The organism is Brevundimonas sp. SL130 (assembly GCF_026625805.1).
Taxonomy (GTDB): Bacteria; Pseudomonadota; Alphaproteobacteria; order Caulobacterales; family Caulobacteraceae; genus Brevundimonas.
Window position 1 is genome coordinate 2,276,219 of sequence record NZ_CP113064.1, and the last position, 18,938, is coordinate 2,295,156.

Consider the following 18,938-nt stretch of genomic DNA (forward strand, 5'->3'; position numbering starts at 1 on the left):
CCGCGCCGCCCTCGAAATGAACGCCCTGCTCCGCCAGATGGAAGCCACCCCGCATTCGGGCCAGTGCAACCACGGCCGGCCGACCTATGTGGAGCTGAAGCTGCACGATCTGGAGAAGCTGTTCGGGCGGCGGTGAGGAGATGGCGTTAAGGCGACCTCAAATGGACACATTGACAAATATACGTTAAAATGCGACACACAGACCATGCTGTACCGTCTTGAACTCGAGAACTTCTACTCTGTCCGCGATCAGCAGGTCATCGACGTGACCGTCGCTCCGAACGTACCGGATGACGAGGACAGATTCGGGCCTATTTTTACGGGTGCCACCGACCGTGCCCCCAAGGTGCTGGTCCTTTACGGACCCAATGCGTCGGGCAAAACGACCATCCTGCGCGCCTTGGAATTCGTCGCGATCTTCATCCGAGACAGCGCCCAAACGAACGGACCTGGCTTTCCGTGCCAGCGCTTCAACGACGACGAATGTTCCAACCGCCCGATCCGGCTCGCTGTCGAGTTCGGCGGCACAATGGATTTATCGGAGGTGGTCGTCGAACGCGCTGAACACGGACTCGACGTCGAACATGGGCTCTATCGCTATGAACTGGAACTCAACGTGGTCGATGGCACGCCTGTGTCCGTTCGACTAGAAGCTCTGCGCCAGAAGCCACTCGGCAAGGGCAAGTGGCAGAGAGTGTTCGAGCGCATTGAGGGCGACGTCCAAGGTTCAAAGACCTTCGCCATTTCCGGCTATCGGCATCTGCTCAACACCCTGAAACCGAACGTCTCGGTGATCTCCTCCTTCGCCCAGTTTGGACACCCGACGGCGGAGTTGTTCGCAGATGTCGCAAGGACGGTCTATTCGAACATCGGGCGACAAGTACTAGGCGACGAGGGCATCCTCAACATCTTCCGGCAATCTTCGGACTTGATAAACCGGGTCACACGCGACCTAAACCGGATTGACGTCGGCATTGAGGGCATGCGCTTTGTCGATACACCGACCGGCCCGTTAGCGATGTTCAAGCACTCCGGCCTGACGCTCGAAATGCCTTGGCAGCTCCAGAGCGACGGGACCCGTTCTTTCATCCGTGCCTTCCCTTATCTGGCGCTGGCGCTGGAGCGCGGCGGCGTGGCGATCCTGGATGAGTTTGACACCATGATACACGCTGTGGTCCTGCCCGACATTCTGAGGTGGTTCTACGACAAGCAAGTCCGGAATCAGGAGGACGCCCAAGCTTGGATCAGTGTACATTCTGCCTCGCTCCTCGATGACCTAGTCAAGGAACAGGTGATCTTGTGCGAGAAGGATGCGCTGGGTCGAACTCACGTCTTCAGCCTCATGGATGTTAAGGCCGTGCGGCGCGATGAGAACCTGTACAAAAAATACCTGAGCGGTGCGTTCGGCGCGCTCCCTCATATCGGATGAGCCGACGCCCGCCACATATTCCACAGCGGACGCCCATCTTCGTGGGATGCGAGGGTGAGTCCGAGGCCGCCTACGTCGCACTCTTACAAGACCTGTCGCTGGCGAATGGCGCACATGTTCATGTTCACATCGAAGCTCTCACGCCCGGCGCCGGCGACCCGTTGGCGCGCGTAGAACGAGCGATCGCCCGTCTGGATAGGTTGCGGGGGCGTCGGACACCGTTTGCCCACGCCTTCATCCTGCTGGACTCCGATCAACTGCAGTTAAGCCGTGACCGGGCCGAACGAGCCCGGCGCGAAGCCGACGCCTTTGGCCTAAACATGATCTGGCAAGATCCCTGTCACGAGGCTCTACTGCTACGGCATCTGGAAGGCCGCACCAACCGCCGACCGATGACTAGCCCACTATCGCTTCAAGCACTCCAGCGAGATTGGCCGGATTATCACAAACCGATGAGTCGACATGGCCTTCGACAGCGACTGGATTTAGCCGCCGTTCGCCGTGCCGGTGAAAGTCATCCCGACCTTTCGGCTCTACTCGCAGTTCTTGGCCTGCTTTAGCCATGCCCTCCATCCTCTTCGTCTGCCTCGGCAACATCTGTCGCTCCCCCCTCGCCGAGGCCGCCCTCCGCGCCGAGGCCCAACGCCTGCGCTTCGATCTGATCGTCGAGTCCGCCGGCACGGGGAACTGGCATGTCGGCCATCCGCCCGATCCGCGCGCCCAGGCCGTGGCGCGCAAACATGGGATCGATATTTCCGGCTATCAGGGCCGGCAGGTGACGCCGGCGGACTTCCGCCGCTTCACCCACCTCATCGCCCTGGACCACGACAACCTGGCCAATCTCCGCCGGATTCAACCCGCCGACGCGGTCGCCGAACTCAGCCTGCTGCTCGACCACGTGCCCGGCCGCGAGGGCCAGGCCGTGACCGATCCCTATTTCGGCGACGACGCCGGGTTCGAGGTCACCTGGGCCGAGGTTACGGCTGCGGCGGAACAGCTGGCGGCGCGGCTTCGGGCGTCTCCCGTCCCGTGATCTTGCGCCAGATCCGCTTGCGCGCCTCGACCACCGACACCCCCAGCAGGGCCGCCGTGGTCCAGAACAGGGCCTCGGTCGTCACCGCCGCGACGATGGCCAGGGTGATGCGCGCGCCGCGATCCAGATCCAGATAGAGGCCCAGCCCGAACCCGGCCCAGGCGCACACCGCCGCCACCAGCAGGGCCGCCGCCAGGGCCTTCAAAAATCCCTTGCCGCGCGTCAGCACGCCCTTTTTCGGCGTCTCTACGGTCCCTGTCTCAATGGTCATGGCGAACTCCTTTGTTTTTCTACGCCTGACCTGAAAGTCTCGGCCCTTCCTCGAGTCTTTCATCCCGACCGACGATTTTTTCACGGAGACCGCCGCGCTTGGGACGCGACCAGACCTTTGAGGCCCTGCTGGCCGAGCACGGCGGCATGCTGCGCCGCATCGCCTCGGCCTATGAGGCGGATCGCGAGCGGCGGCGCGAGCTGGAGCAGGACATATTGCTGGCCGTCTGGCGCGCCCTGCCCAAACACCGGGGCGAGGCCCCCTGCGCCATTTCATCGCCCGCGTGGCCCACAACCGCGCCGTCACCCATGTGGCGCGCGAGGCGGCCGAGCCGCGCCGCCAACCTCTGGACGAGGCCGCCCCGTCGGACGCCCCCACCCCGCACGAGGCGGCCGAGACGCGGGATCTGCACGACCGACTGGGCCAGGCGGTGCGCGCCCTGCCCCTGTCGCTGCGCCAGCCGGCTCTATTGACCCTGGAAGGTTTCGCCCCGGCCGAGATCGCCGACATGCTGGGGATGAACCCCAACACCGTCTCCATCCGCCTGACCCGCGCCAAGGCCGCGCTGCGTGAGGCCCTGAACCCCGCTCCATCGCAAGAGGTCCGCTCATGACCCGCCCTGATGACGACTGGACCGACCTGACCCAGGCCTGGACCGAGACCCCCGACCTCGAACCCCGGCTGGACGCCGGTTTCATCCGGTCCTTACGCCGCCGCGACCGGCTGGCCCGGCTCAATTTCTGGCTGGAGATGGGCGGCGGGGTCGTCGTGATGGGGGTCATGGGCTGGGCCGTGCGTCGCGGCGTCCCCCTGCCCGCCGCCGGCGCCGCCCTGGTCTTCGTCCTGTTCGCCATGGGCCTGACCCTATGGTCCCGGCGCGGCCATCCCGGCCTGTTGACCGAGACACCTCAGGCCGTGCTGCGCTCGGCCCTGGGCCAGGCCCGCACCGGCTACCGCTGGGCTCTATCCGGGGTGGCGATCAGCGTCGCGGCCATGATCTTCCAGGGGATCATCCTGACGACGGTCGATCCCGCGCGGGGGCATATCGAGGCCGTCACAACCGCAGTGTTCGCCTTCCTGCTGATCTGCATCGGCTACTACCTGCGCCACGCCCGCCGCTGCCGCCGTCGGATGGCGGCGCATCGGGCGGCGCTGGAGGCGTTGGAAATGGACGCCTCGTAGGTCCGGATTAGGCGACCTGGAGGAACAGCACCCGCGCCGCCCCATAATCCCGCGCGTCCAACCGTTGATAGCCGGGCGTGTCGATGTCCGGCTCGTCCGACCCGCGCTCGAACACCACCAGGGCGCCGGGCTTCAGCCAGTTGCCCTCCAGCAGCCGCGCCAGCGTCTGCTCCCCCAGCCCCTTGCCATAGGGCGGGTCCAGGAAGGCGATGTCGAAGGCCTCGCCGTCTGATCCGGGCCGCACGCCCAGGTCGGTCGCGCTGCGCCGATGAACGCGCGTGCGGCCCATCACTCCATAGGCGTCGGCGTTCTCGCGGATCGCGCCCCGCGCCCCGTCATCGGTCTCGACGAACAGGCAGAAGCCCGCCCCCCGGCTGATGGCCTCGAAGCCCAGAGCGCCCGATCCGGCGTACAGGTCGATGACCCGCGCGCCGTTCAGGCTCTCGGCCCAGGCGGCGTGTTCCAGCACATTGAACACGGCCTGCCGCGCCCGGTCAGAGGTCGGGCGCGTGCCCTGCCCCTCGGGCGCGACGATGGCCCGGCCCTTCAGGCTTCCCGCAACGATCCGCAAGCCTCAGCTCCGGGGCGTGCGGGGCTTGCCCCCCGGCGCGCGGCCGCCCGGCTTGAGCCCGCTGGTGCCCGAAGGTCCGGCCGGCTTGCCGCCGCCTGTCCGTGGCGGCCGGGTTTCGCGTCCGCTGGGCGAGGCTGCGCCGAAGCCGCGGGGTTTGAACTCCCGCTTGCCCGCGTCGGCGCCAGCCGTGCGCGGCTTGTACTCGCGCTTGGGCCCGTCGCTGCTGCGAGCCGGAGCCCCCTCGCGCGGCGTATAGGCGCGAGCGGGACGGTCGCCCTCTTCACGCGGCTTGTAGACGCGGGCCGGACGTTCGCCGTCGGTCGGCGCGCCTTCGCGCGGCTTGAAGGTCTTCTTCGGATGGACGGTCTTGGGCGTCGCCTTGGCCCAGCCTTCCTTCTTGGGCGGACGTTCGCGGCGCTCGACCGCGTCGGCCTGGGCCGTTTCGGCGGCGCGGACGCGGCTGGGCTTGCGCGACGGGTCCGACATGGCCGAGCCCGAGTTCCCCTTGAGGATCGGCGTGGACACGCGACGACCGGGGATGGGCGCAGGCGTCTCGACCGTATTGCCGGTCGGCAGGTTCTCGGGCCGGATGTAGTCGGCCAGCAGTTCGCGGATCACGCGCGGCCCGATTTCTTCGACCGAGCCGACGGGCAGGACGTCAAGACGGAACGGGCCATAGGCCAGGCGGATCAGCCGGTTGACCGTCAGGCCGACAGACTCCAGCACCTTGCGGACTTCGCGGTTCTTGCCCTCGGTGATCGAGACCGAGATCCACAGGTTGCTCGGCGTGCGGCCGTCCTCGGATTTGGACTCCTTGGCCTTGTCCAGCGTCGCCACCATGGGACCGTAGGAGATGCCCTCCACGACGGCGCCGTTCTTCAGCTCGTCCAGTTGCGCCTGGGTGATCTTGCCCCGCGCCCGCGCCCGGTACTGACGCACCAGCCCGGCCGAGGGCAGCTCCATCGCCCGGCTCAGTTCGCCGTCGTTGGTCAGCAGCAGCAGGCCTTCGGTCGACAGATCCAGCCGTCCGATGGAGATCACGCGCGGCAGGCCGGCCGGCAGGGCGTCGAACACCGTCGGACGTCCGGTCGGATCCCGATGGCTGGTCAGCAGGCCCGCAGGCTTGTGATAGCGCCAGACGCGCGTCGCCTGGGTCGAGCCGATGGGCTTGCCGTCCACAGTAATCACGTCGTCGCGCGTCACCAGGGTGGCGGGCGTGTCCAGGATGCGGCCGTTGACCGCCACCTTGCCCAGACCGATCAGCCGTTCGACCTCGCGCCGCGAGGCGATGCCGGCGCGGGCCATGGTCTTGGCGATTCGCTCGGCGCGCAGCGGCGTGTCGGACTTGCCCGAACCGGACGACGGCTTGCCGTCCTTGCCGGCGCGCGGCCGGTCGCCTCGGTCCGGCTTGTCGCCGAACCGCTTGGGGCCGTCGTCGCGAGGGCTGCGCGGCTTGTCGCCGAAGGAGGTCTTCCCGTCGCCGCTCTTGCGAGGACCGGAGGATTTAAAGGGCCGAGGCGACCGTTCGTCTTGACGGGCGCGGGGCTTCTTGTCGTTGTCGTCTGTATGGCGGACCATGATGAGCGGTTCATGCGCATGGCGCTGGACCAAGCGCAAGCGGCGGCGGACGCAGGAGAGGTGCCTGTAGGTGCAATTCTTGTCGATCCGGCCTCAGGTGAGGTAATTTCGACCGGCGCCAACGGCCCGATCGGCGCCCACGACCCTACGGCCCATGCCGAGATCGTCGCTCTGCGCCGCGCGGCGACCGCGTTGGAGAACTATCGGCTGACCGGCTTGACCCTCTATGTGACGCTCGAACCCTGCGCCATGTGCGCCGGCGCCATAAGCCACGCCCGAATCGGGCGCGTCGTCTGGGCCGCCGACGATCCGAAGGGCGGCGCAGTGATCCACGGCCCGCGCCTGTTCGAACAACCCACCTGCCACTGGCGCCCGGCGACGGACTCGGGTCTGTTGGCGCAAGAGGCGTCCGCGCTGCTGAAATCCTTCTTCCGTCAACGGCGGGGAACGGCGGCGAGCGGCGCACGTTAGATCGCCGCGCCAAGCGGCGCCGTTGTGAGGAGTATCGCCTTGTCCAAGCCGGGCCTGCCGCCGTCGATCATGTTCAGCGGTCTCGCCGCCGCCCTTCTCCTGACGGCCTGCGGTCCCGACCCCGACAAGGCCCCCGCCACCGGTGACGAGGTCAAGGAGCGCGCCATCGAGGCCCAGACCGCCCGCCAGCGCACCGGCGCCGAGATCCAGGACCGCTCCCTGAACCGCGTCGTCCACACCGTCTATCTGTGCGACAACGGCGAACGCCTGTCGGTCGATTTCGACAACCCCCGCCAGATGGCCACCATCCGCAACTCGTCCGGCGAGGCCACAGACCTGTATCAGGAGCGCGCCGCCGACGGCATCTGGTACCGCGCCTCCAACGTCGAACTGCGCGGCAAGGGCGTCCTGGCCACCTGGTCCGTCGAAGGCCGTCAGCCGACGCAGTGCCGCGCGGTGGATTAGGCGAAACCCGCCAGCCGTTGATCCAAGCCGTCACGAACCACCGGCCAGTCATCGTCAATCACCGCGAACACCGCCGTGTCCCGCGCGCGCCCAGTCCAGGTGATCTTGTGCTTCCTCAGAACGCCTTCGGCCTTGGCGCCCAGCTTGAGGATCGCCGCCTGGCTCCGGGCGTTGAGGGCGTCGGTGATGATCTCGACCCGCACCGCGCCTGCGTTGAAGGCGTGGCCAAGCAACAGCCGTTTGCAGGCCGGATTGATCGGTCCGCCGCGCACTTCGGGCCGATAAAAGGTCGAGCCGATCTCGCAGCGGCGATAGGCCGGGTTGATCTCGTACAGGCTGGTCGTGCCGACCACCGCCCCGTCTGAGCGCCGCCGCACCGCATAGGCGATCCGAGTCCCGGCCCGCATGGCCGTCAGCGCGCTCTCCCACCAGCCGTCGAAATACTCACCCTGGGCCGAGCCGACCATGGCCGCCCAGGCCTCGGGATCGCAGTCCAGCGCCGCGCGGACCTCGTCTTTCAGCCTGTCCTCGAACGGCTCCAGCCGCACGAACCGATCCTCCAGCGGGACCTTAGCGATCCGCATCACGCCGTCGCGCCTTCCTCGATCAGGAAGGCGCGCACCTTGTCCGCATCCACGCCCTTGGCCACAAAGGCCTGGCCGACGCCGCGCGCCAGGATCAGGGTCAGCGCCCCGCCCTCGGCCTTCTTGTCCCCCGCCATCAGGGCCAACAGCCGGTCGGCCGCAAACGACCCCGCCTGATCCAGCCGCGTCGGCAAGCCCGCAGCTGCAACCACCGCCTCGACCCGCGCCACGTCCTCAGCCGAACACAGTCCCTCGCGCGCCGAATAGCGGAAGGCCATACAGCACCCCAAGGCCACGGCTTCGCCGTGCGCCAGCGCGCCTTCGTCGAACCCGACCTCGGTCTCCACCGCATGGCCGAAGGTGTGGCCCAGGTTCAGCAGGGCGCGACGCCCCGCCTCCTTCTCGTCTTCGCCGACCACCGCGCTCTTGATCTCGACCGAGCGGATCACCGCACGCTCCAGCGCCGCCGGATCGCCGGCCGCGCCCGCGGCTCCCTCGCCCGCCAGCCAGTCGAAGAAGGCTGCGTCGCAAATCAGCCCGTGTTTCAGCACCTCGGCCCAGCCGGACTTTACCTGACGCGCCGGCAGGGTCGCCAGCACGTCTATGTCGGCCAGCACCAGTCGCGGCTGATGGAAAGCCCCGACCAGGTTCTTGCCGCGTGGCGTGTCGATGGCCGTCTTGCCGCCAACGGACGAGTCCACCTGCGCCAACAGAGTCGTTGGGATCTGAACGAAGTCGATGCCGCGCATGAACAGCGCCGCCGCCAGACCGGCCAAATCCCCCACGACCCCGCCGCCCAGGGCGATGACCACGTCCTTGCGGTCCAGCCCGATCTCCAGCAGCCGGTCCAGAACGCGCTCAAGCTCGGCAAAGGACTTCGACCCCTCGCCCGCCGGCACGGCCACGATCTCGCTCTTCACGCCCGCCGCCGTCAGCGACGCCGTCAGCGCCTCGGCATGGATGCCCGCCACCGTCTCGTCGGTGACGATGACGGTACGGCCCTTGGCCAGGGGGGCGATCCGTTCACCCGCCTGAACCAGCAGTCCACGCCCCACCATCACGTCATAGGCCGCAAAGGCCCCGCCGCTGACCGGAATGATTGTCACGTCTTCGTCTCCGCGCGCCGTCTCTGGCGCCAGTGCCGGCGCAGGTTCTTGTGAATGGCGTCCACCGCCTGACCGTGAGAGCCCTGCCCAACGTCCACGGCGACGTCCGCCTCGCCATAGATTGGATAGCGGACCTCGGCCAAGTCGGTCAGCACCGTCAGCGGGTCCTTGCCGCGCAGGAGCGGCCGGGTGTCGCGCCGCGCCACCCGTTCGGCGATGACCTTCAGATCAGCCCTCAGCCAGACCGTGTCGGCCCGTTCCTTCAGCAGAGCCCGCGTCTCCGCATTCATCATCGCCCCGCCGCCGGTGGCGAGAACGATGGGCGGCCCCTCCAGCAGGCGGCGGATCACCCGCGCCTCGCCGGCCCGGAACTCTTCTTCCCCCAAAGCAGCGAAGATTTCGGACACGGTCATTCCCGCCGCTGATTCGATCTCCACATCCCCGTCGGCGAAGGGCAGCCTCAGTCGGTTAGCCAGTCGGCGGCCCACCGAAGATTTGCCCACCCCCATCAGGCCGACCAGGGCTATGGTGCGGGTCGGTCCCGGATTCGCGCGCCGCCTCATCCGGCGGCTCCGGCGGAACAGACGGTCGAAGGAACGGCGAAGGCGAAGGCGCAGGCGGACATGATCCTGAAAACCTCTACACCAAGCCTGACGACACGCCATCCGTTCGCGGAACGGATTGCAGCATGACGCCGCAGATCGAGGCGTTTCTGGAGATGATGGCGGTCGAACGGGACGCCTCGCCCCACACCCTGTCCGCCTATGGCCGCGACCTGGCTGATGCGGAGGCCGCTCTCTCAGACGCCGGCGGACTGATGAAGGCGGACGCCGCGGCGCTGGAAGTCTGGTTCGCCGACCTGTCGCGACGCGGCCTGTCCGCCGCCACCGCCGCCCGACGCCGGTCCTCCGCCCGGCAGTTCTATCGCTTCGCCCTGGCTGAAGGCTGGCGGACCGACGATCCATCGCGCCGCCTGGACGCCCCCAAACAGGGCCGCCCCCTGCCCAAGCTGCTCAGCCGTGACGAGATCGACCGACTGTTGGCCGCCTCGGCCGCCCGCGACGCGGCGGCAGGCCTGCGCCTGGTCGCCCTGGTCGAGATGGCCTATGCCTCGGGCCTGCGGGTGTCGGAACTGCTGGGGCTCAAGGTCGAGGCTGTCCGCCGCGACCCCGCCTATCTGATCGTGCGCGGCAAGGGCGGCAAGGAACGCCTGGCCCCGCTAAACACCGCCGCCCGCGAGGCCATCAAGGCGTGGCTGATCGCCCGTGACGCGAAGCGCAAGCCGGAGACACCCGACAGCCCCTGGCTATTCCCGTCATCCGGCCGCACCGGCCACCTGACCCCGCGTCGCTTCGCCCAGCTTCTGGACGAGGCGGCGCTGGTCGCCGGGATCGACCCCACCCGCGTCAGCCCCCACGTCCTGCGTCACGCCTTCGCCACCCACCTGTTGGAAGGCGGCGCCGACCTTCGCGTCGTCCAGACCCTGCTGGGCCACGCCGACATCGCCACGACCCAGATCTACACCCACGTCGCCACCGACCGCCTGGCCCAGGTCGTCCAGCAAAACCACCCCTTGGCGCGGGATGATTGAACCCCGCTTGCCCCGTCGCCCCGACCTCTCTAGTTTCCCCCGCCTTCCCTAGGGGCGGTTTCCCGCCTGCAGTCCCGGACGCCTTTATGGCCACGCACTATCTCGATTTCGAAAAGCCGATCGCCGATCTGGAAGCCAAGATCGAGGAACTGTCGGCCCTGTCCGAGACCTCCGGGGGTTTCGACGCCGAGATCGCCGGCCTGCGCAAGAAGGCCGAGCAGATGCGCAAGAAGACCTATGCTGGCCTCGACCCCTGGATGAAGACCCAGGTCGCGCGTCACCCGCAGCGGCCCCACTTCATCGACTATGTCGAGAGCCTGTTCACCGACTGGAACGAACTGCACGGCGACCGTCAGTTCGGCGACGACCAGGCTATCCTGGGCGGCCTGGCTCGATTCCGGGGTCGTCCGGTCGTGATCATGGGCCACGAGAAGGGTCACGACACAGCGACCCGCATCACCCACAATTTCGGCATGGCCCGGCCTGAGGGCTATCGCAAGGCCGTGCGCCTGATGGACATGGCCGAGCAGTTCGGCCTGCCCGTCCTCAGCTTCATCGACACCGCCGGCGCCTATCCGGGTCTAGGCGCCGAAGAGCGGGGCCAGGCGGAGGCCATCGCCCGCTCGACCGAACGCTGCCTGACCCTCGGCGTGCCCTCCATCGCCACGATTACGGGCGAAGGCGGATCGGGCGGCGCCATCGCCATCGCGGCCGCCAGCCGCGTGCTGATGCTGGAACATTCGATCTATTCGGTCATCTCGCCGGAAGGGGCCGCCGGCATCCTGTGGCGCGACGGCGCGCGGGCCAAGGACGCCGCCATGGCCATGAAGATCACCGGCCCGGACCTGATGAGCCTCAAGATCGTCGATCGGTTGATCGAGGAACCTATCGGCGGCGCTCACGCCGACCGCGAGGCCGCAATGGCCAATGTCGGCGACGTATTGGTCGAGGAGCTGAAGGCCTTCGAGGGCCTGTCGCCCCAGCAGATCAAAAAGCAGCGCGCCGACCGCTTCTACGCCATCGGCGCCCTCTGACCGAACGGCGTTAATCGCCCATCCATCAAATCAAACGACTTTCCCGGCCTAAACGGGCGGGAAAGTACCGGACATGACGACGGGCGACGCCCTGAGAGACAGCGCGGTTTTCAACCTGGGCGGCACCATCGCCATGGTCGTCGACGACTCGCCCTTTTCGCTGACCCTGACGACCGGCGTCCTGGCGGGTTTCGGCGTCCGACCAGCCTTCAGCCTCGAACGAAGCGTCGAGGCGCGACGCATTTTGCAGGAAAAGCCGGTCGATCTGCTGTTGGTCGATACCGACATGCCGGACATCGATGGATTCGAACTGGTGCGATGGCTGCGTCGGTCAGGGCCGAACCCCAACGCCTTTACCCCCGTCATCATGACCGCCAGCCACATCCGCCGGGGCCGGGTGGCTGAAGCGCGCGACTGCGGCGCCAACTTCGTCGTCACCAAGCCCTTCAGCGCCGCAATGCTGCTGGAGCGTATCCTTTGGGTCGCCCGCGACGATCGCCCCTTCCTCGAGGTGGGCGACTACCTGGGGCCAGACCGTCGCTTCCGACACGAGGCCTATAAAGGCGAGGAACGGCGCGGCCGTGTCAAACGCCAGGAGACGGTGGAGTTCGCATGACGGTCATCACTCATCCCCGACGTCCTTCGCGCCTAGCCGAGATGATTGATCGACCCGGCGGGGTCAGCGTCGGCGTCGCCCTGATGCAGGCCAAGGCCAATCTGGACGCGCTGAAAGACCAGGGCCAAGCCATCATCGTGGAAAACATCGCCGCCTTGCTGGCCGAACCGGAGCCAGACATTTCCGAAGACGCGCGGCTGGATCATGCCTACGCCGCGTCGAGTCAGATCATCGACGCCGCCAGCCCCTTCGCTCTGGACGACCTTTGCACTGCGGCCAAGGGCCTGTGCGATCTGCTGGACGCTGCGTCGCGCGAGGGCGGCTTCGACTGGCGTATCGCCACGGTCCATGCCCAGGCCATGAAGCTGTTGCTGGCCCTTCCGGCCGACGCCCCCGAGACGCCCGAAGCGCGCGCGGCCATTGTGACCAACCTGGGCGAGGTCGTGCGGCGCAAACTGCCGCCGGCGCCTGCGGTCTAGGTCTGAGCGGCCCTGCCCGTCCGCGTCTGCTTGCGCCACAGGGCCGCATATTCCCCGCCCAGCCGCGCCACCAGCTCATGGTGCGCGCCTCGCTCGACGATCCGACCGGCCTTCAGCACCAGGATCTGATCGGCGTCCGCCACCGTCGACAGCCGGTGCGCCACCACCAGGGTGGTGCGGCCGGCGCTGACCCGCCTCAGGGTTTTCTGGATCGCGGCCTCGGTGCGGCTGTCCAGGGCGCTGGTGGCCTCGTCCAGGATCAGGATACAGGGGTCGGCCAGCAGGGCGCGGGCGATCCCCACTCTCTGGCGTTCTCCCCCTGAAAGCTTCAGCCCGCGTTCGCCGACCCGCGTCGCCATGCCGTCGGGCAGGCCGCGAATGAAGTCTGACAGCTCGGCCGCCTCGGCCGCCGCCCACACCTGGGCGTCTTCAGCATCCGGGCGGGCGAAGCCGATATTGGCGTACAGGGTGTCGTTGAACAGGGCCACGTCCTGCGGCACCAGGGCGACCGCCGTCCTCAGCGAGGCCTGGGTCACCGCCCGCGCGTCATGGCCATCGATCAAGACCCGTCCCTCCTGAGGGTCCAGCAGCCGCAGCGCCAGCTTGACGATGGTCGATTTGCCGGCGCCCGAAGGTCCGACCAAGGCCGTGGTCGTTCCCGGCGCGGCGACGAAGCTGACGTCTTCCAGACCATTGGCCCGGGCGTCATGGCGGAACCCGACATGCTGGAACTCGACCGACGCGCCGCGCGCGTCCGCCGGGCGCGGCAAGGGCGTCGCCTGGGCCGCGTCGGCGACCTGCGGCGTCTGGCGCGTCACCTTCAGCATCTCCTCCATGTCGATGAAGGACTGACGAATCTCGCGATAGGCGAAGCCCAGGATGTTCAGCGGCGCGTACAGCGAGATCATGATCAGCACCGCCGCCGTCACATCGCCCGGGCCCATCCGACCCGCCGCCGCCTCGAACCCGGCCATGACCGCCATGACGCCCAGGCCCAGGTTCATGATCAGGGCCTGAACCCCGTTCAACAGAGCCAGTGAACTATTGGCCTTCAATGAAGCCTGGGCGTAGTCGCCCAACGCCCGGTCATAGGTCTGGGCCGCTCGACTTTCGGCTCCGAAGGATTTGACCGTCTCATAGTTCAACAAGGCGTCGACCGAGACGCCGGCCGCCTCGGAATCCGCGGCGTTCATCACGCGTCTATGCTCCAGCCGCCAGTTGGACAGGGCGAAGGTCGCGACCGTGTAAACGACCACCACCGCCACCGCGACCGCCGCGAACCGCCAGTCGTATTTGCCGCCCAGCACGGCCGCCGCCAGAATCAGCTCCAACCCTGTCGGAACCAGGTTGAAGGCCAGGATGCGCAGCAGGAAATCCACGGCCCGCGACCCGCGATCCATCGTCCGCGACAAGGCGCCCGACCGCTTGGTCTGGTGGAAATCCAAGGACAGGCTGAGCGCATGGGCGAAGGCCTCGGCCGCCGTCGTCCGTTGCGCGGCTGCGCGAACGGGCGCGAACACGACATCCGATATCTGCGGCGCGGCCGCCGACAGGAACCGCACGAAAGCCCAACCCACGGCGAAGGCGGCAAAGCCCCAGCCGACGGCGACGGCCGCGCCTTGCCCGGCCGCCAGACGGTTGACCGCAGCCCCCAGCACCAGGGGCGCCAGCACGCCCAGCCCCTTGCCCGCCAAGGTCAATCCGATGGCGGACACCAGCCGCACGCGAAGATGCGGAGCCCCCGAACGGCCGACCAGCCGCACCAGATCCGCCAACGCCTTCAGCGTTGGGGGGCCTTCCGTCTTTTCCTGCATGCTCCCCGCCTGTTGCGCCTTGACCATAGGATCGCGCCGGCCGCCGGAGCGCTCTCCGCGCATCGCCATGATCCGCATATGGACAGTCTATGCGACCGAGGAAAGGCCGCCGGCGCGCATGGTCTCAGTTGAGGCCCGCGATCGCCTCGATCAGTTCATCCACGGCGTCTGCCTGGGTCGCCCATGAGCAGACGAAACGCACCGACCCGTCGTCGAACCGGTAGCAGGCCCAACCCAGGGCGTTCAGCCTCTGATGCGCCTCGGCCGGTATTCGCACGAACACGGTGTTGGCCTCGACCGGATGGGCCAGCACATAGGGCGAGCGCGCCGCCACGCCCGCCGCCAGACGCTGAGCCATCAGATTGGCGTGGGCGCCGCCCGACTCCCAGTCGCCGCTTTCCAGAAGGCCCAACATCGGCCCGGCCAGCAGCCGCGCCTTGGACGCCACCTGCCCGGCCTGTTTCAGCCGATTGTCCAGCCGCCGCGCCAGGCTCTTGTCGAACAGGACCAGGGCTTCGACACAGTTCGCGCCCGCCTTGGCCCCGCCGAACACCAGAATATCCACCCCAAGGCGCGGAATATCCTTCAGGTCGAAGCCCGCCGCCGCGGCATTGGCCAGCCGCGCCCCGTCCATATGGACGCCGTATCCCGCCGCCTTCACCGGCTCGATCAGATGGCGCAGTTCTTCCTCGGTATAGACCGCGCCGTATTCGGTGGCCTGAGTCAGGGACAGGGCCGCCGGAGGCTGTCGATGACCAACCTCGGGCTCGGCCATTTGCGCCTTCAACGCCAAGGGGTCGATCCGCCCGGACAGGCCCGGCAGGCCGATCAAGCCCATGCCCTGGCCGAAGAACCCCGGCGCCCCCGTCTCGTCGGTGCAGACGTGGGCGGTATGGTGCGCCAGCACCGCCTCGAACGGAAACGCCAGCATCGACAGGGCGATGGCGTTCGCCGCCGTACCGCTGAAGACGAACCGAATGTCTGCGTCGGCGTCCAGCCTCTGGCGGATCTGATCTGCGGCCTGGGCCGTAACCTCGTCGGCCCCATAGGAGGGGGCGAAGCCGGCGTTCGCCCGCACCAGACCTTCGACGGCGCTCGGCGCCATGCCGGCGGTGTTGTCGGAACCAAAATCGTAACGCATCAGCTCTTCTTCACCGTCAAATCGCGCGCGCCATCCTCGACTGTCCGCAGGCGGACCACCGGCATGACATCCTCGTCGCCATAGGGCACGGCGACCTGATGGGGGAAGGGAATCTCGATCCCGGCGGCGTCCAAGGCCTCCTTGCCGCCCTGCATCAGATCGGCCTGGGTCTGCCACCAGTCCTCGACCTTGACCCAGGCGTGCAAGGTCACCTGAACCGAGCTGTCCAGCAGAGCCGTGACGCCCGTCCATGGATGCGGATCGTCCAGCACCTTCTCATGCGCGGCCGCCATGTCGGCCAGAACGCAGCGCGCCTTGTTCAGGTCGTCGCCGTATCCGACGCCGAAATTGATCTCGATCCGCCGCGTCTGCTGGCCCGTCAGATTGGTCAGGGGGTCGCTCAGAACCTTGGAGTTCGGAATGACGATCTTGTGGTTGTTGGCGTTCGACAGCTGGGTCGTGAACAGATCCAGACGCTGCACCGTGCCGGCCATGCCGCCCACATCCACCACGTCACCCACCCGATAGGGCCTCAAGATCAGCAGCATGATCCCCGAGGCCACGTTTGAAAGCGTCCCCTGCAAGGCCAGGCCGACGGCCAGGGATGCGGCGCCCAGCACGGCGATGATCGAGGTCGTCTGCACGCCCAGCCGCTGCAAGACGGCGATCATGCCGATGATGATCACGATCACCCGCACCACCTGGACGGCGAAACTCAAAACCGTCGGATCGTGGCGGAAACCCCGCAACCGCGACAGAGCCTTGCGCGACGCCCGCGACGCCCATTTCGCTGCGAACAGCGTCGCGGCGAAGATCAGAACCGCGATGGTCAGATTGATGGCGAAGTCGCCCGCCATGTCGGTGATCTTGGCGATCATGGCGGAATCGACGGCGACGGCCTGACGCCCGGCGGCGACGGCTTCTGCAATAGGAGAGGCGCTCAACATGGGGCGGGTCTAACGCCTGAAGCGCCGATTGGAACCCCTGCGGGCGTCAATACTCGGCTTATTGCGCCCACTCAGGCTTGCGCTTGTCCAGGAACGCCCTCACGCCCTCCTGGCCTTCGGGCGAGACGCGGGCGCGCGCAATGCGCTTGGCCGTATCGTCCAGCAAGCCGCCGTCGATCTTGTGGCCGGCGATGTCGTTGACCAGTCGTTTGGCCTCGCCCATGGCGCCGGGCGCGTTTCCGGTCAGGCTGTCCGTCAGCATGGCGATGAACTCGTCCACTGAGCCCTCTGGCAGGACCAGATCGATCAGACCGGCATGGGCGGCGTAGTCAGCATCGAAGCTGTTGCCGGTCAGGAACAACTGGCGCGCGCGCCGCGCGCCGACAGCCTCGATGACATAAGGGGCGATGGTCGCCGGGATCAGGCCCAGCTTGACCTCCGAGAAGGCAAAGCGCGCTCCCTCGACCGCCACCGCCATGTCGCAGGCGGCGACGATGCCGGCCCCGCCACCCATGGCCGCGCCCTCGACCAGGGCGACCGTCAGGGCCGGGACGTCGTGCAAGGCTTTGAGCATCCGGGCCAGACCCAGGGCGTCGTCGCGATTGTCGGCCTCGGACCAGTCGGCGGCGTCGCGCATCCAGTTCAGATCGGCCCCGGCGCTGAACGTGCCGCCGGCGCCGCGGATGAAGACCGCGCGCACATGGTCAGCGCCGTGCAGGGTCTCGAACGCCTCGTGCAGGGCGGCGATCGTGGCGGCGTCGAAGGCGTTCTTCTTCGCCGGACGATTAATGGTGATGAAGACCACGCCGTCCGTGGTGGCGTCGATCTGAACCAGGTCGTCGTTGGCGTCCGGCGCGGGATCGGCCAACAGCGGATGCGAGATACTGTTGATCTCCGCCGCTTCGGCGTCGATGACGTCCAGGGCGTTGAGGTCGGCGTCGGTGGGTTGATCGGCCATGGTCGTCTCCAAATTTAGGGTCCGCTCCCAACGAAGGGCGGAAGAATAGGTTACATCCGGAAGAGGCCGAACGTGGTCTCCGGGATCGGCGCGTTCAGGCTCGCCGATATAGCCAGACCGAGCACATCCCGTGTTTGCGCAGGATCAATGACGCCGTCGTCCCAAAGCCGCGCCGTCGCGTAATAGGGATTGCCTTCGTCCTCATACTTCTGACGGATCGGCGCCTTGAAGGCCTCGGCGTCTTCCGCGCTCCAGGTCTCCGCGTCGCGGTGGACCGTGGCCAGGACCGAAGCCGCCTGTTCCCCGCCCATCACGCCGATCCGGCTGTTGGGCCAGGTGAAGAGGAAACGCGGGCTATAGGCCCGACCGCACATGCCATAGTTCCCAGCGCCGAAGCTGCCGCCGATCAAGACGGTGAACTTGGGCACCTCAGCCGAAGCGACGGCGGTGACCAGTTTGGCGCCGTCCTTGGCGATGCCGCCGGCCTCGTACTTGCCGCCGACCATGAAGCCCGAGATGTTTTGCAGGAACAGCAGCGGGATCTTGCGCTTGCAGGCCAGCTCAATGAAGTGGGCGCCCTTCTGGGCGCTTTCGGAGAAGATGACGCCGTTGTTGGCCAGGACCGCGACCGGATAGCCCCAGAGGCGGGCGAAGCCGCAGACCAGGGTCGAGCCGTACAGAGCCTTGAACTCGTCGAACTCGGAGCCGTCCACCAGCCGGGCGATGACCTCGCGCACATCATAGGGGGCGCGGACGTCGTCAGGGATCAGGCCGTACAATTCTTCGGCCGCGAAGGCCGGCGCGCGCGGTTCGCGCACGTCCATGTCCACGGACTTGGTCGTGTTCAGATTGGCGACGATGGACCGCACAATCTCCAGCGCATGCTCGTCGTTCTCAGCCACATGATCCACCACGCCCGAGCGACGTCCGTGGGTCTCCGCCCCGCCCAGTTCCTCGGCCGAGATGACCTCGCCGGTGGCGGCCTTCACCAGAGGCGGGCCGGCCAGGAAGATGGCGCCCTGGTTGCGCACGATGATCGTCTCGTCCGACATGGCCGGCACATAGGCGCCGCCGGCGGTGGACAGACCCATGACGCAGGCGATCTGGGCGATGCCCTTGGCGCTCATCCGGGCCTGGTTGAAGAAGATGCGGCCGAAGTGGTCGCGGTCGGGGAAGACCTCGGCCTGGTGCGGCAGATTGGCCCCGCCGGAATCGACCAGATAGACGCACGGCAGACGGTTCTGCTCGGCGATCTCCTGGGCGCGCAGGTGCTTCTTCACCGTCATGGGGAAGTAGGCGCCGCCCTTCACCGTCGGGTCGTTGGCGACGATCATGACCTCGCGGCCCGAGACGCGACCGATGCCCGCGATCACCCCTGCGGCAGGCGCCTCTCCGTCATACATGCCATGCGCGGCCAACTGCCCGACCTCGAGGAAGGGCGAGCCGGGATCCAGCAGCCGCTCGACCCGGTCGCGCGGCAACAGCTTGCCGCGCGAGACATGACGCTCACGCGCCTTGTCGGACCCGCCGCGCGCGGCCTTGGCCACATGATCGCGCAACTCGGCGACCAGGGCGCTGTTGTGCGCGTGCAGGGACTTGTATCTGGGGCTCTGCGGATCGACCGCTGACGTCAGCTTCGGCATGGGGTTGGTTTAGGGGCGCTGGGTG

General features: G+C 67.5%; 22 protein-coding genes and 1 pseudogene. 12 read left to right on the plus strand and 11 right to left on the minus strand.

Annotation, left to right across the window (positions count from 1 at the left end):
* Positions 1–13: 13 nt before the first annotated feature.
* The 4 genes and pseudogenes from OU998_RS17095 to OU998_RS11100 form a co-directional block, all read left to right on the plus strand.
* Positions 14–136 (plus strand): annotated as a pseudogene (locus OU998_RS17095) (hypothetical protein); the annotation flags it as partial.
* Positions 137–205: 69 nt separating this feature from the next.
* On the plus strand, positions 206–1,429 hold the full coding sequence (locus tag OU998_RS11095) for an AAA family ATPase (RefSeq protein WP_267513550.1): 1,224 nt from the start codon (positions 206–208) through the stop codon (positions 1,427–1,429).
* Positions 1,426–1,989, plus strand: coding sequence for an RloB domain-containing protein (locus OU998_RS17100; protein WP_420709731.1), 564 nt, complete (start codon positions 1,426–1,428; stop codon positions 1,987–1,989). The genes OU998_RS11095 and OU998_RS17100 overlap by 4 nt, the downstream gene beginning before the upstream one ends.
* A 2-nt stretch (positions 1,990–1,991) precedes the next feature.
* Positions 1,992–2,462, plus strand: a complete 471-nt coding sequence (locus OU998_RS11100; protein WP_267513553.1) for a low molecular weight protein-tyrosine-phosphatase — start codon at positions 1,992–1,994, stop codon at positions 2,460–2,462.
* Here OU998_RS11100 and OU998_RS11105 read toward each other — a convergent pair.
* Positions 2,407–2,733 (minus strand): hypothetical protein, encoded by a 327-nt coding sequence (locus OU998_RS11105; RefSeq protein ID WP_267513555.1) that lies wholly within the window; start codon positions 2,731–2,733, stop codon positions 2,407–2,409. The genes OU998_RS11100 and OU998_RS11105 overlap by 56 nt on opposite strands.
* Before the next feature lie 262 nt (positions 2,734–2,995).
* On the opposite strand from OU998_RS11105, the gene OU998_RS11110 reads away from it, so the two are divergent.
* The gene (locus tag OU998_RS11110) at positions 2,996–3,346 is read left to right on the plus strand and encodes a sigma-70 family RNA polymerase sigma factor (protein ID WP_267516777.1); all 351 of its coding nucleotides are present in this window, start codon (positions 2,996–2,998) and stop codon (positions 3,344–3,346) included.
* Positions 3,343–3,915 carry a hypothetical protein gene (locus tag OU998_RS11115; protein ID WP_267513557.1) on the plus strand — a complete coding sequence of 191 codons (573 nt, stop codon included), beginning with the start codon at positions 3,343–3,345 and terminating at the stop codon, positions 3,913–3,915. The genes OU998_RS11110 and OU998_RS11115 overlap by 4 nt, the downstream gene beginning before the upstream one ends.
* A 7-nt stretch (positions 3,916–3,922) precedes the next feature.
* On the opposite strand, the gene rsmD is transcribed toward OU998_RS11115, so the two are convergent.
* On the minus strand, positions 3,923–4,486 hold the full coding sequence (gene rsmD / locus OU998_RS11120) for a 16S rRNA (guanine(966)-N(2))-methyltransferase RsmD (RefSeq protein WP_267513559.1): 564 nt from the start codon (positions 4,484–4,486) through the stop codon (positions 3,923–3,925).
* A 3-nt stretch (positions 4,487–4,489) separates the two neighbouring features.
* On the minus strand, positions 4,490–6,064 hold the full coding sequence (locus OU998_RS11125; protein ID WP_267513560.1) for a pseudouridine synthase: 1,575 nt from the start codon (positions 6,062–6,064) through the stop codon (positions 4,490–4,492).
* 12 nt (positions 6,065–6,076) lie between these two features.
* Between OU998_RS11125 and tadA the strand changes: the two genes are divergently transcribed.
* Both tadA and OU998_RS11135 read left to right on the plus strand, forming a co-directional pair.
* Positions 6,077–6,535 (plus strand): tRNA adenosine(34) deaminase TadA, encoded by a 459-nt coding sequence (tadA, locus tag OU998_RS11130; protein WP_267516779.1) that lies wholly within the window; start codon positions 6,077–6,079, stop codon positions 6,533–6,535.
* Positions 6,536–6,574: 39 nt separating this feature from the next.
* Positions 6,575–7,000 (plus strand): MliC family protein, encoded by a 426-nt coding sequence (locus OU998_RS11135; protein WP_267513561.1) that lies wholly within the window; start codon positions 6,575–6,577, stop codon positions 6,998–7,000.
* On the opposite strand, the gene OU998_RS11140 is transcribed toward OU998_RS11135, so the two are convergent.
* From OU998_RS11140 to OU998_RS11150, 3 genes are read right to left on the minus strand one after another with little or no spacing between them, the layout of a single operon-like run.
* Positions 6,997–7,584 (minus strand): GNAT family N-acetyltransferase, encoded by a 588-nt coding sequence (locus OU998_RS11140; RefSeq protein WP_267516781.1) that lies wholly within the window; start codon positions 7,582–7,584, stop codon positions 6,997–6,999. The two genes, OU998_RS11135 and OU998_RS11140, sit on opposite strands and share 4 nt — an antisense overlap.
* The gene (gene aroB / locus OU998_RS11145) at positions 7,584–8,642 is read right to left on the minus strand and encodes a 3-dehydroquinate synthase (protein WP_267516783.1); all 1,059 of its coding nucleotides are present in this window, start codon (positions 8,640–8,642) and stop codon (positions 7,584–7,586) included. The genes OU998_RS11140 and aroB overlap by 1 nt, the downstream gene beginning before the upstream one ends.
* A gap of 44 nt (positions 8,643–8,686) precedes the next feature.
* The gene (locus tag OU998_RS11150) at positions 8,687–9,253 is read right to left on the minus strand and encodes a shikimate kinase (RefSeq protein WP_267513562.1); all 567 of its coding nucleotides are present in this window, start codon (positions 9,251–9,253) and stop codon (positions 8,687–8,689) included.
* A gap of 125 nt (positions 9,254–9,378) precedes the next feature.
* Here OU998_RS11150 and OU998_RS11155 point away from each other — a divergent pair, with 125 nt between their 5' ends.
* The 4 genes from OU998_RS11155 to OU998_RS11170 all read left to right on the plus strand — a co-directional run bounded on the left by OU998_RS11155 (position 9,379) and on the right by OU998_RS11170 (position 12,410).
* Positions 9,379–10,281, plus strand: coding sequence for a site-specific tyrosine recombinase XerD (locus tag OU998_RS11155; protein ID WP_267513563.1), 903 nt, complete (start codon positions 9,379–9,381; stop codon positions 10,279–10,281).
* A gap of 86 nt (positions 10,282–10,367) precedes the next feature.
* Positions 10,368–11,315, plus strand: coding sequence for an acetyl-CoA carboxylase carboxyltransferase subunit alpha (locus OU998_RS11160; protein WP_267513564.1), 948 nt, complete (start codon positions 10,368–10,370; stop codon positions 11,313–11,315).
* A 73-nt stretch (positions 11,316–11,388) separates the two neighbouring features.
* Complete coding sequence (locus OU998_RS11165; RefSeq protein ID WP_267513565.1) at positions 11,389–11,931, plus strand: response regulator; 543 nt, start codon at positions 11,389–11,391, stop codon at positions 11,929–11,931.
* Entirely contained in the window at positions 11,928–12,410 is a 483-nt protein-coding gene (locus tag OU998_RS11170) for a chemotaxis protein CheE (protein ID WP_267513566.1), read from the plus strand. Before OU998_RS11165 ends, OU998_RS11170 begins: the two co-directional genes overlap by 4 nt.
* Here OU998_RS11170 and OU998_RS11175 read toward each other — a convergent pair.
* From OU998_RS11175 to OU998_RS11195, 5 genes are all read right to left on the minus strand, one after another.
* Positions 12,407–14,224 carry an ABCB family ABC transporter ATP-binding protein/permease gene (locus tag OU998_RS11175; RefSeq protein ID WP_267513567.1) on the minus strand — a complete coding sequence of 606 codons (1,818 nt, stop codon included), beginning with the start codon at positions 14,222–14,224 and terminating at the stop codon, positions 12,407–12,409. The genes OU998_RS11170 and OU998_RS11175 overlap by 4 nt on opposite strands.
* 124 nt (positions 14,225–14,348) lie before the next feature.
* Positions 14,349–15,365 carry a threonine aldolase family protein gene (locus tag OU998_RS11180; RefSeq protein WP_267513568.1) on the minus strand — a complete coding sequence of 339 codons (1,017 nt, stop codon included), beginning with the start codon at positions 15,363–15,365 and terminating at the stop codon, positions 14,349–14,351.
* Positions 15,365–16,312, minus strand: a complete 948-nt coding sequence (locus OU998_RS11185) for a mechanosensitive ion channel family protein (RefSeq protein WP_267513569.1) — start codon at positions 16,310–16,312, stop codon at positions 15,365–15,367. The genes OU998_RS11180 and OU998_RS11185 overlap by 1 nt, the downstream gene beginning before the upstream one ends.
* A 58-nt stretch (positions 16,313–16,370) precedes the next feature.
* On the minus strand, positions 16,371–17,270 hold the full coding sequence (locus OU998_RS11190) for an enoyl-CoA hydratase-related protein (RefSeq protein ID WP_267513570.1): 900 nt from the start codon (positions 17,268–17,270) through the stop codon (positions 16,371–16,373).
* Between the two features lie 50 nt (positions 17,271–17,320).
* Complete coding sequence (locus OU998_RS11195; RefSeq protein WP_267513571.1) at positions 17,321–18,913, minus strand: carboxyl transferase domain-containing protein; 1,593 nt, start codon at positions 18,911–18,913, stop codon at positions 17,321–17,323.
* Positions 18,914–18,938: the final 25 nt, after the last annotated feature.

Coding starts and splice junctions, on each gene's coding strand:
- OU998_RS11095 (WP_267513550.1), top strand. CDS start 206: ATGCTGTACCGTCTTGAACTCGAGAACTTCTACTCTGTCCGCGATCAG.
- OU998_RS17100 (WP_420709731.1), top strand. CDS start 1,426: ATGAGCCGACGCCCGCCACATATTCCACAGCGGACGCCCATCTTCGTG.
- OU998_RS11100 (WP_267513553.1), top strand. CDS start 1,992: ATGCCCTCCATCCTCTTCGTCTGCCTCGGCAACATCTGTCGCTCCCCC.
- OU998_RS11105 (WP_267513555.1), bottom strand. CDS start 2,733: ATGACCATTGAGACAGGGACCGTAGAGACGCCGAAAAAGGGCGTGCTG.
- OU998_RS11115 (WP_267513557.1), top strand. CDS start 3,343: ATGACCCGCCCTGATGACGACTGGACCGACCTGACCCAGGCCTGGACC.
- OU998_RS11125 (WP_267513560.1), bottom strand. CDS start 6,064: ATGGTCCGCCATACAGACGACAACGACAAGAAGCCCCGCGCCCGTCAA.
- tadA (WP_267516779.1), top strand. CDS start 6,077: ATGCGCATGGCGCTGGACCAAGCGCAAGCGGCGGCGGACGCAGGAGAG.
- OU998_RS11140 (WP_267516781.1), bottom strand. CDS start 7,584: ATGCGGATCGCTAAGGTCCCGCTGGAGGATCGGTTCGTGCGGCTGGAG.
- aroB (WP_267516783.1), bottom strand. CDS start 8,642: ATGGTGGGGCGTGGACTGCTGGTTCAGGCGGGTGAACGGATCGCCCCC.
- OU998_RS11150 (WP_267513562.1), bottom strand. CDS start 9,253: ATGAGGCGGCGCGCGAATCCGGGACCGACCCGCACCATAGCCCTGGTC.
- OU998_RS11155 (WP_267513563.1), top strand. CDS start 9,379: ATGACGCCGCAGATCGAGGCGTTTCTGGAGATGATGGCGGTCGAACGG.
- OU998_RS11160 (WP_267513564.1), top strand. CDS start 10,368: ATGGCCACGCACTATCTCGATTTCGAAAAGCCGATCGCCGATCTGGAA.
- OU998_RS11165 (WP_267513565.1), top strand. CDS start 11,389: ATGACGACGGGCGACGCCCTGAGAGACAGCGCGGTTTTCAACCTGGGC.
- OU998_RS11170 (WP_267513566.1), top strand. CDS start 11,928: ATGACGGTCATCACTCATCCCCGACGTCCTTCGCGCCTAGCCGAGATG.
- OU998_RS11175 (WP_267513567.1), bottom strand. CDS start 14,224: ATGCAGGAAAAGACGGAAGGCCCCCCAACGCTGAAGGCGTTGGCGGAT.
- OU998_RS11180 (WP_267513568.1), bottom strand. CDS start 15,365: ATGCGTTACGATTTTGGTTCCGACAACACCGCCGGCATGGCGCCGAGC.
- OU998_RS11185 (WP_267513569.1), bottom strand. CDS start 16,312: ATGTTGAGCGCCTCTCCTATTGCAGAAGCCGTCGCCGCCGGGCGTCAG.
- OU998_RS11190 (WP_267513570.1), bottom strand. CDS start 17,270: ATGGCCGATCAACCCACCGACGCCGACCTCAACGCCCTGGACGTCATC.
- OU998_RS11195 (WP_267513571.1), bottom strand. CDS start 18,913: ATGCCGAAGCTGACGTCAGCGGTCGATCCGCAGAGCCCCAGATACAAG.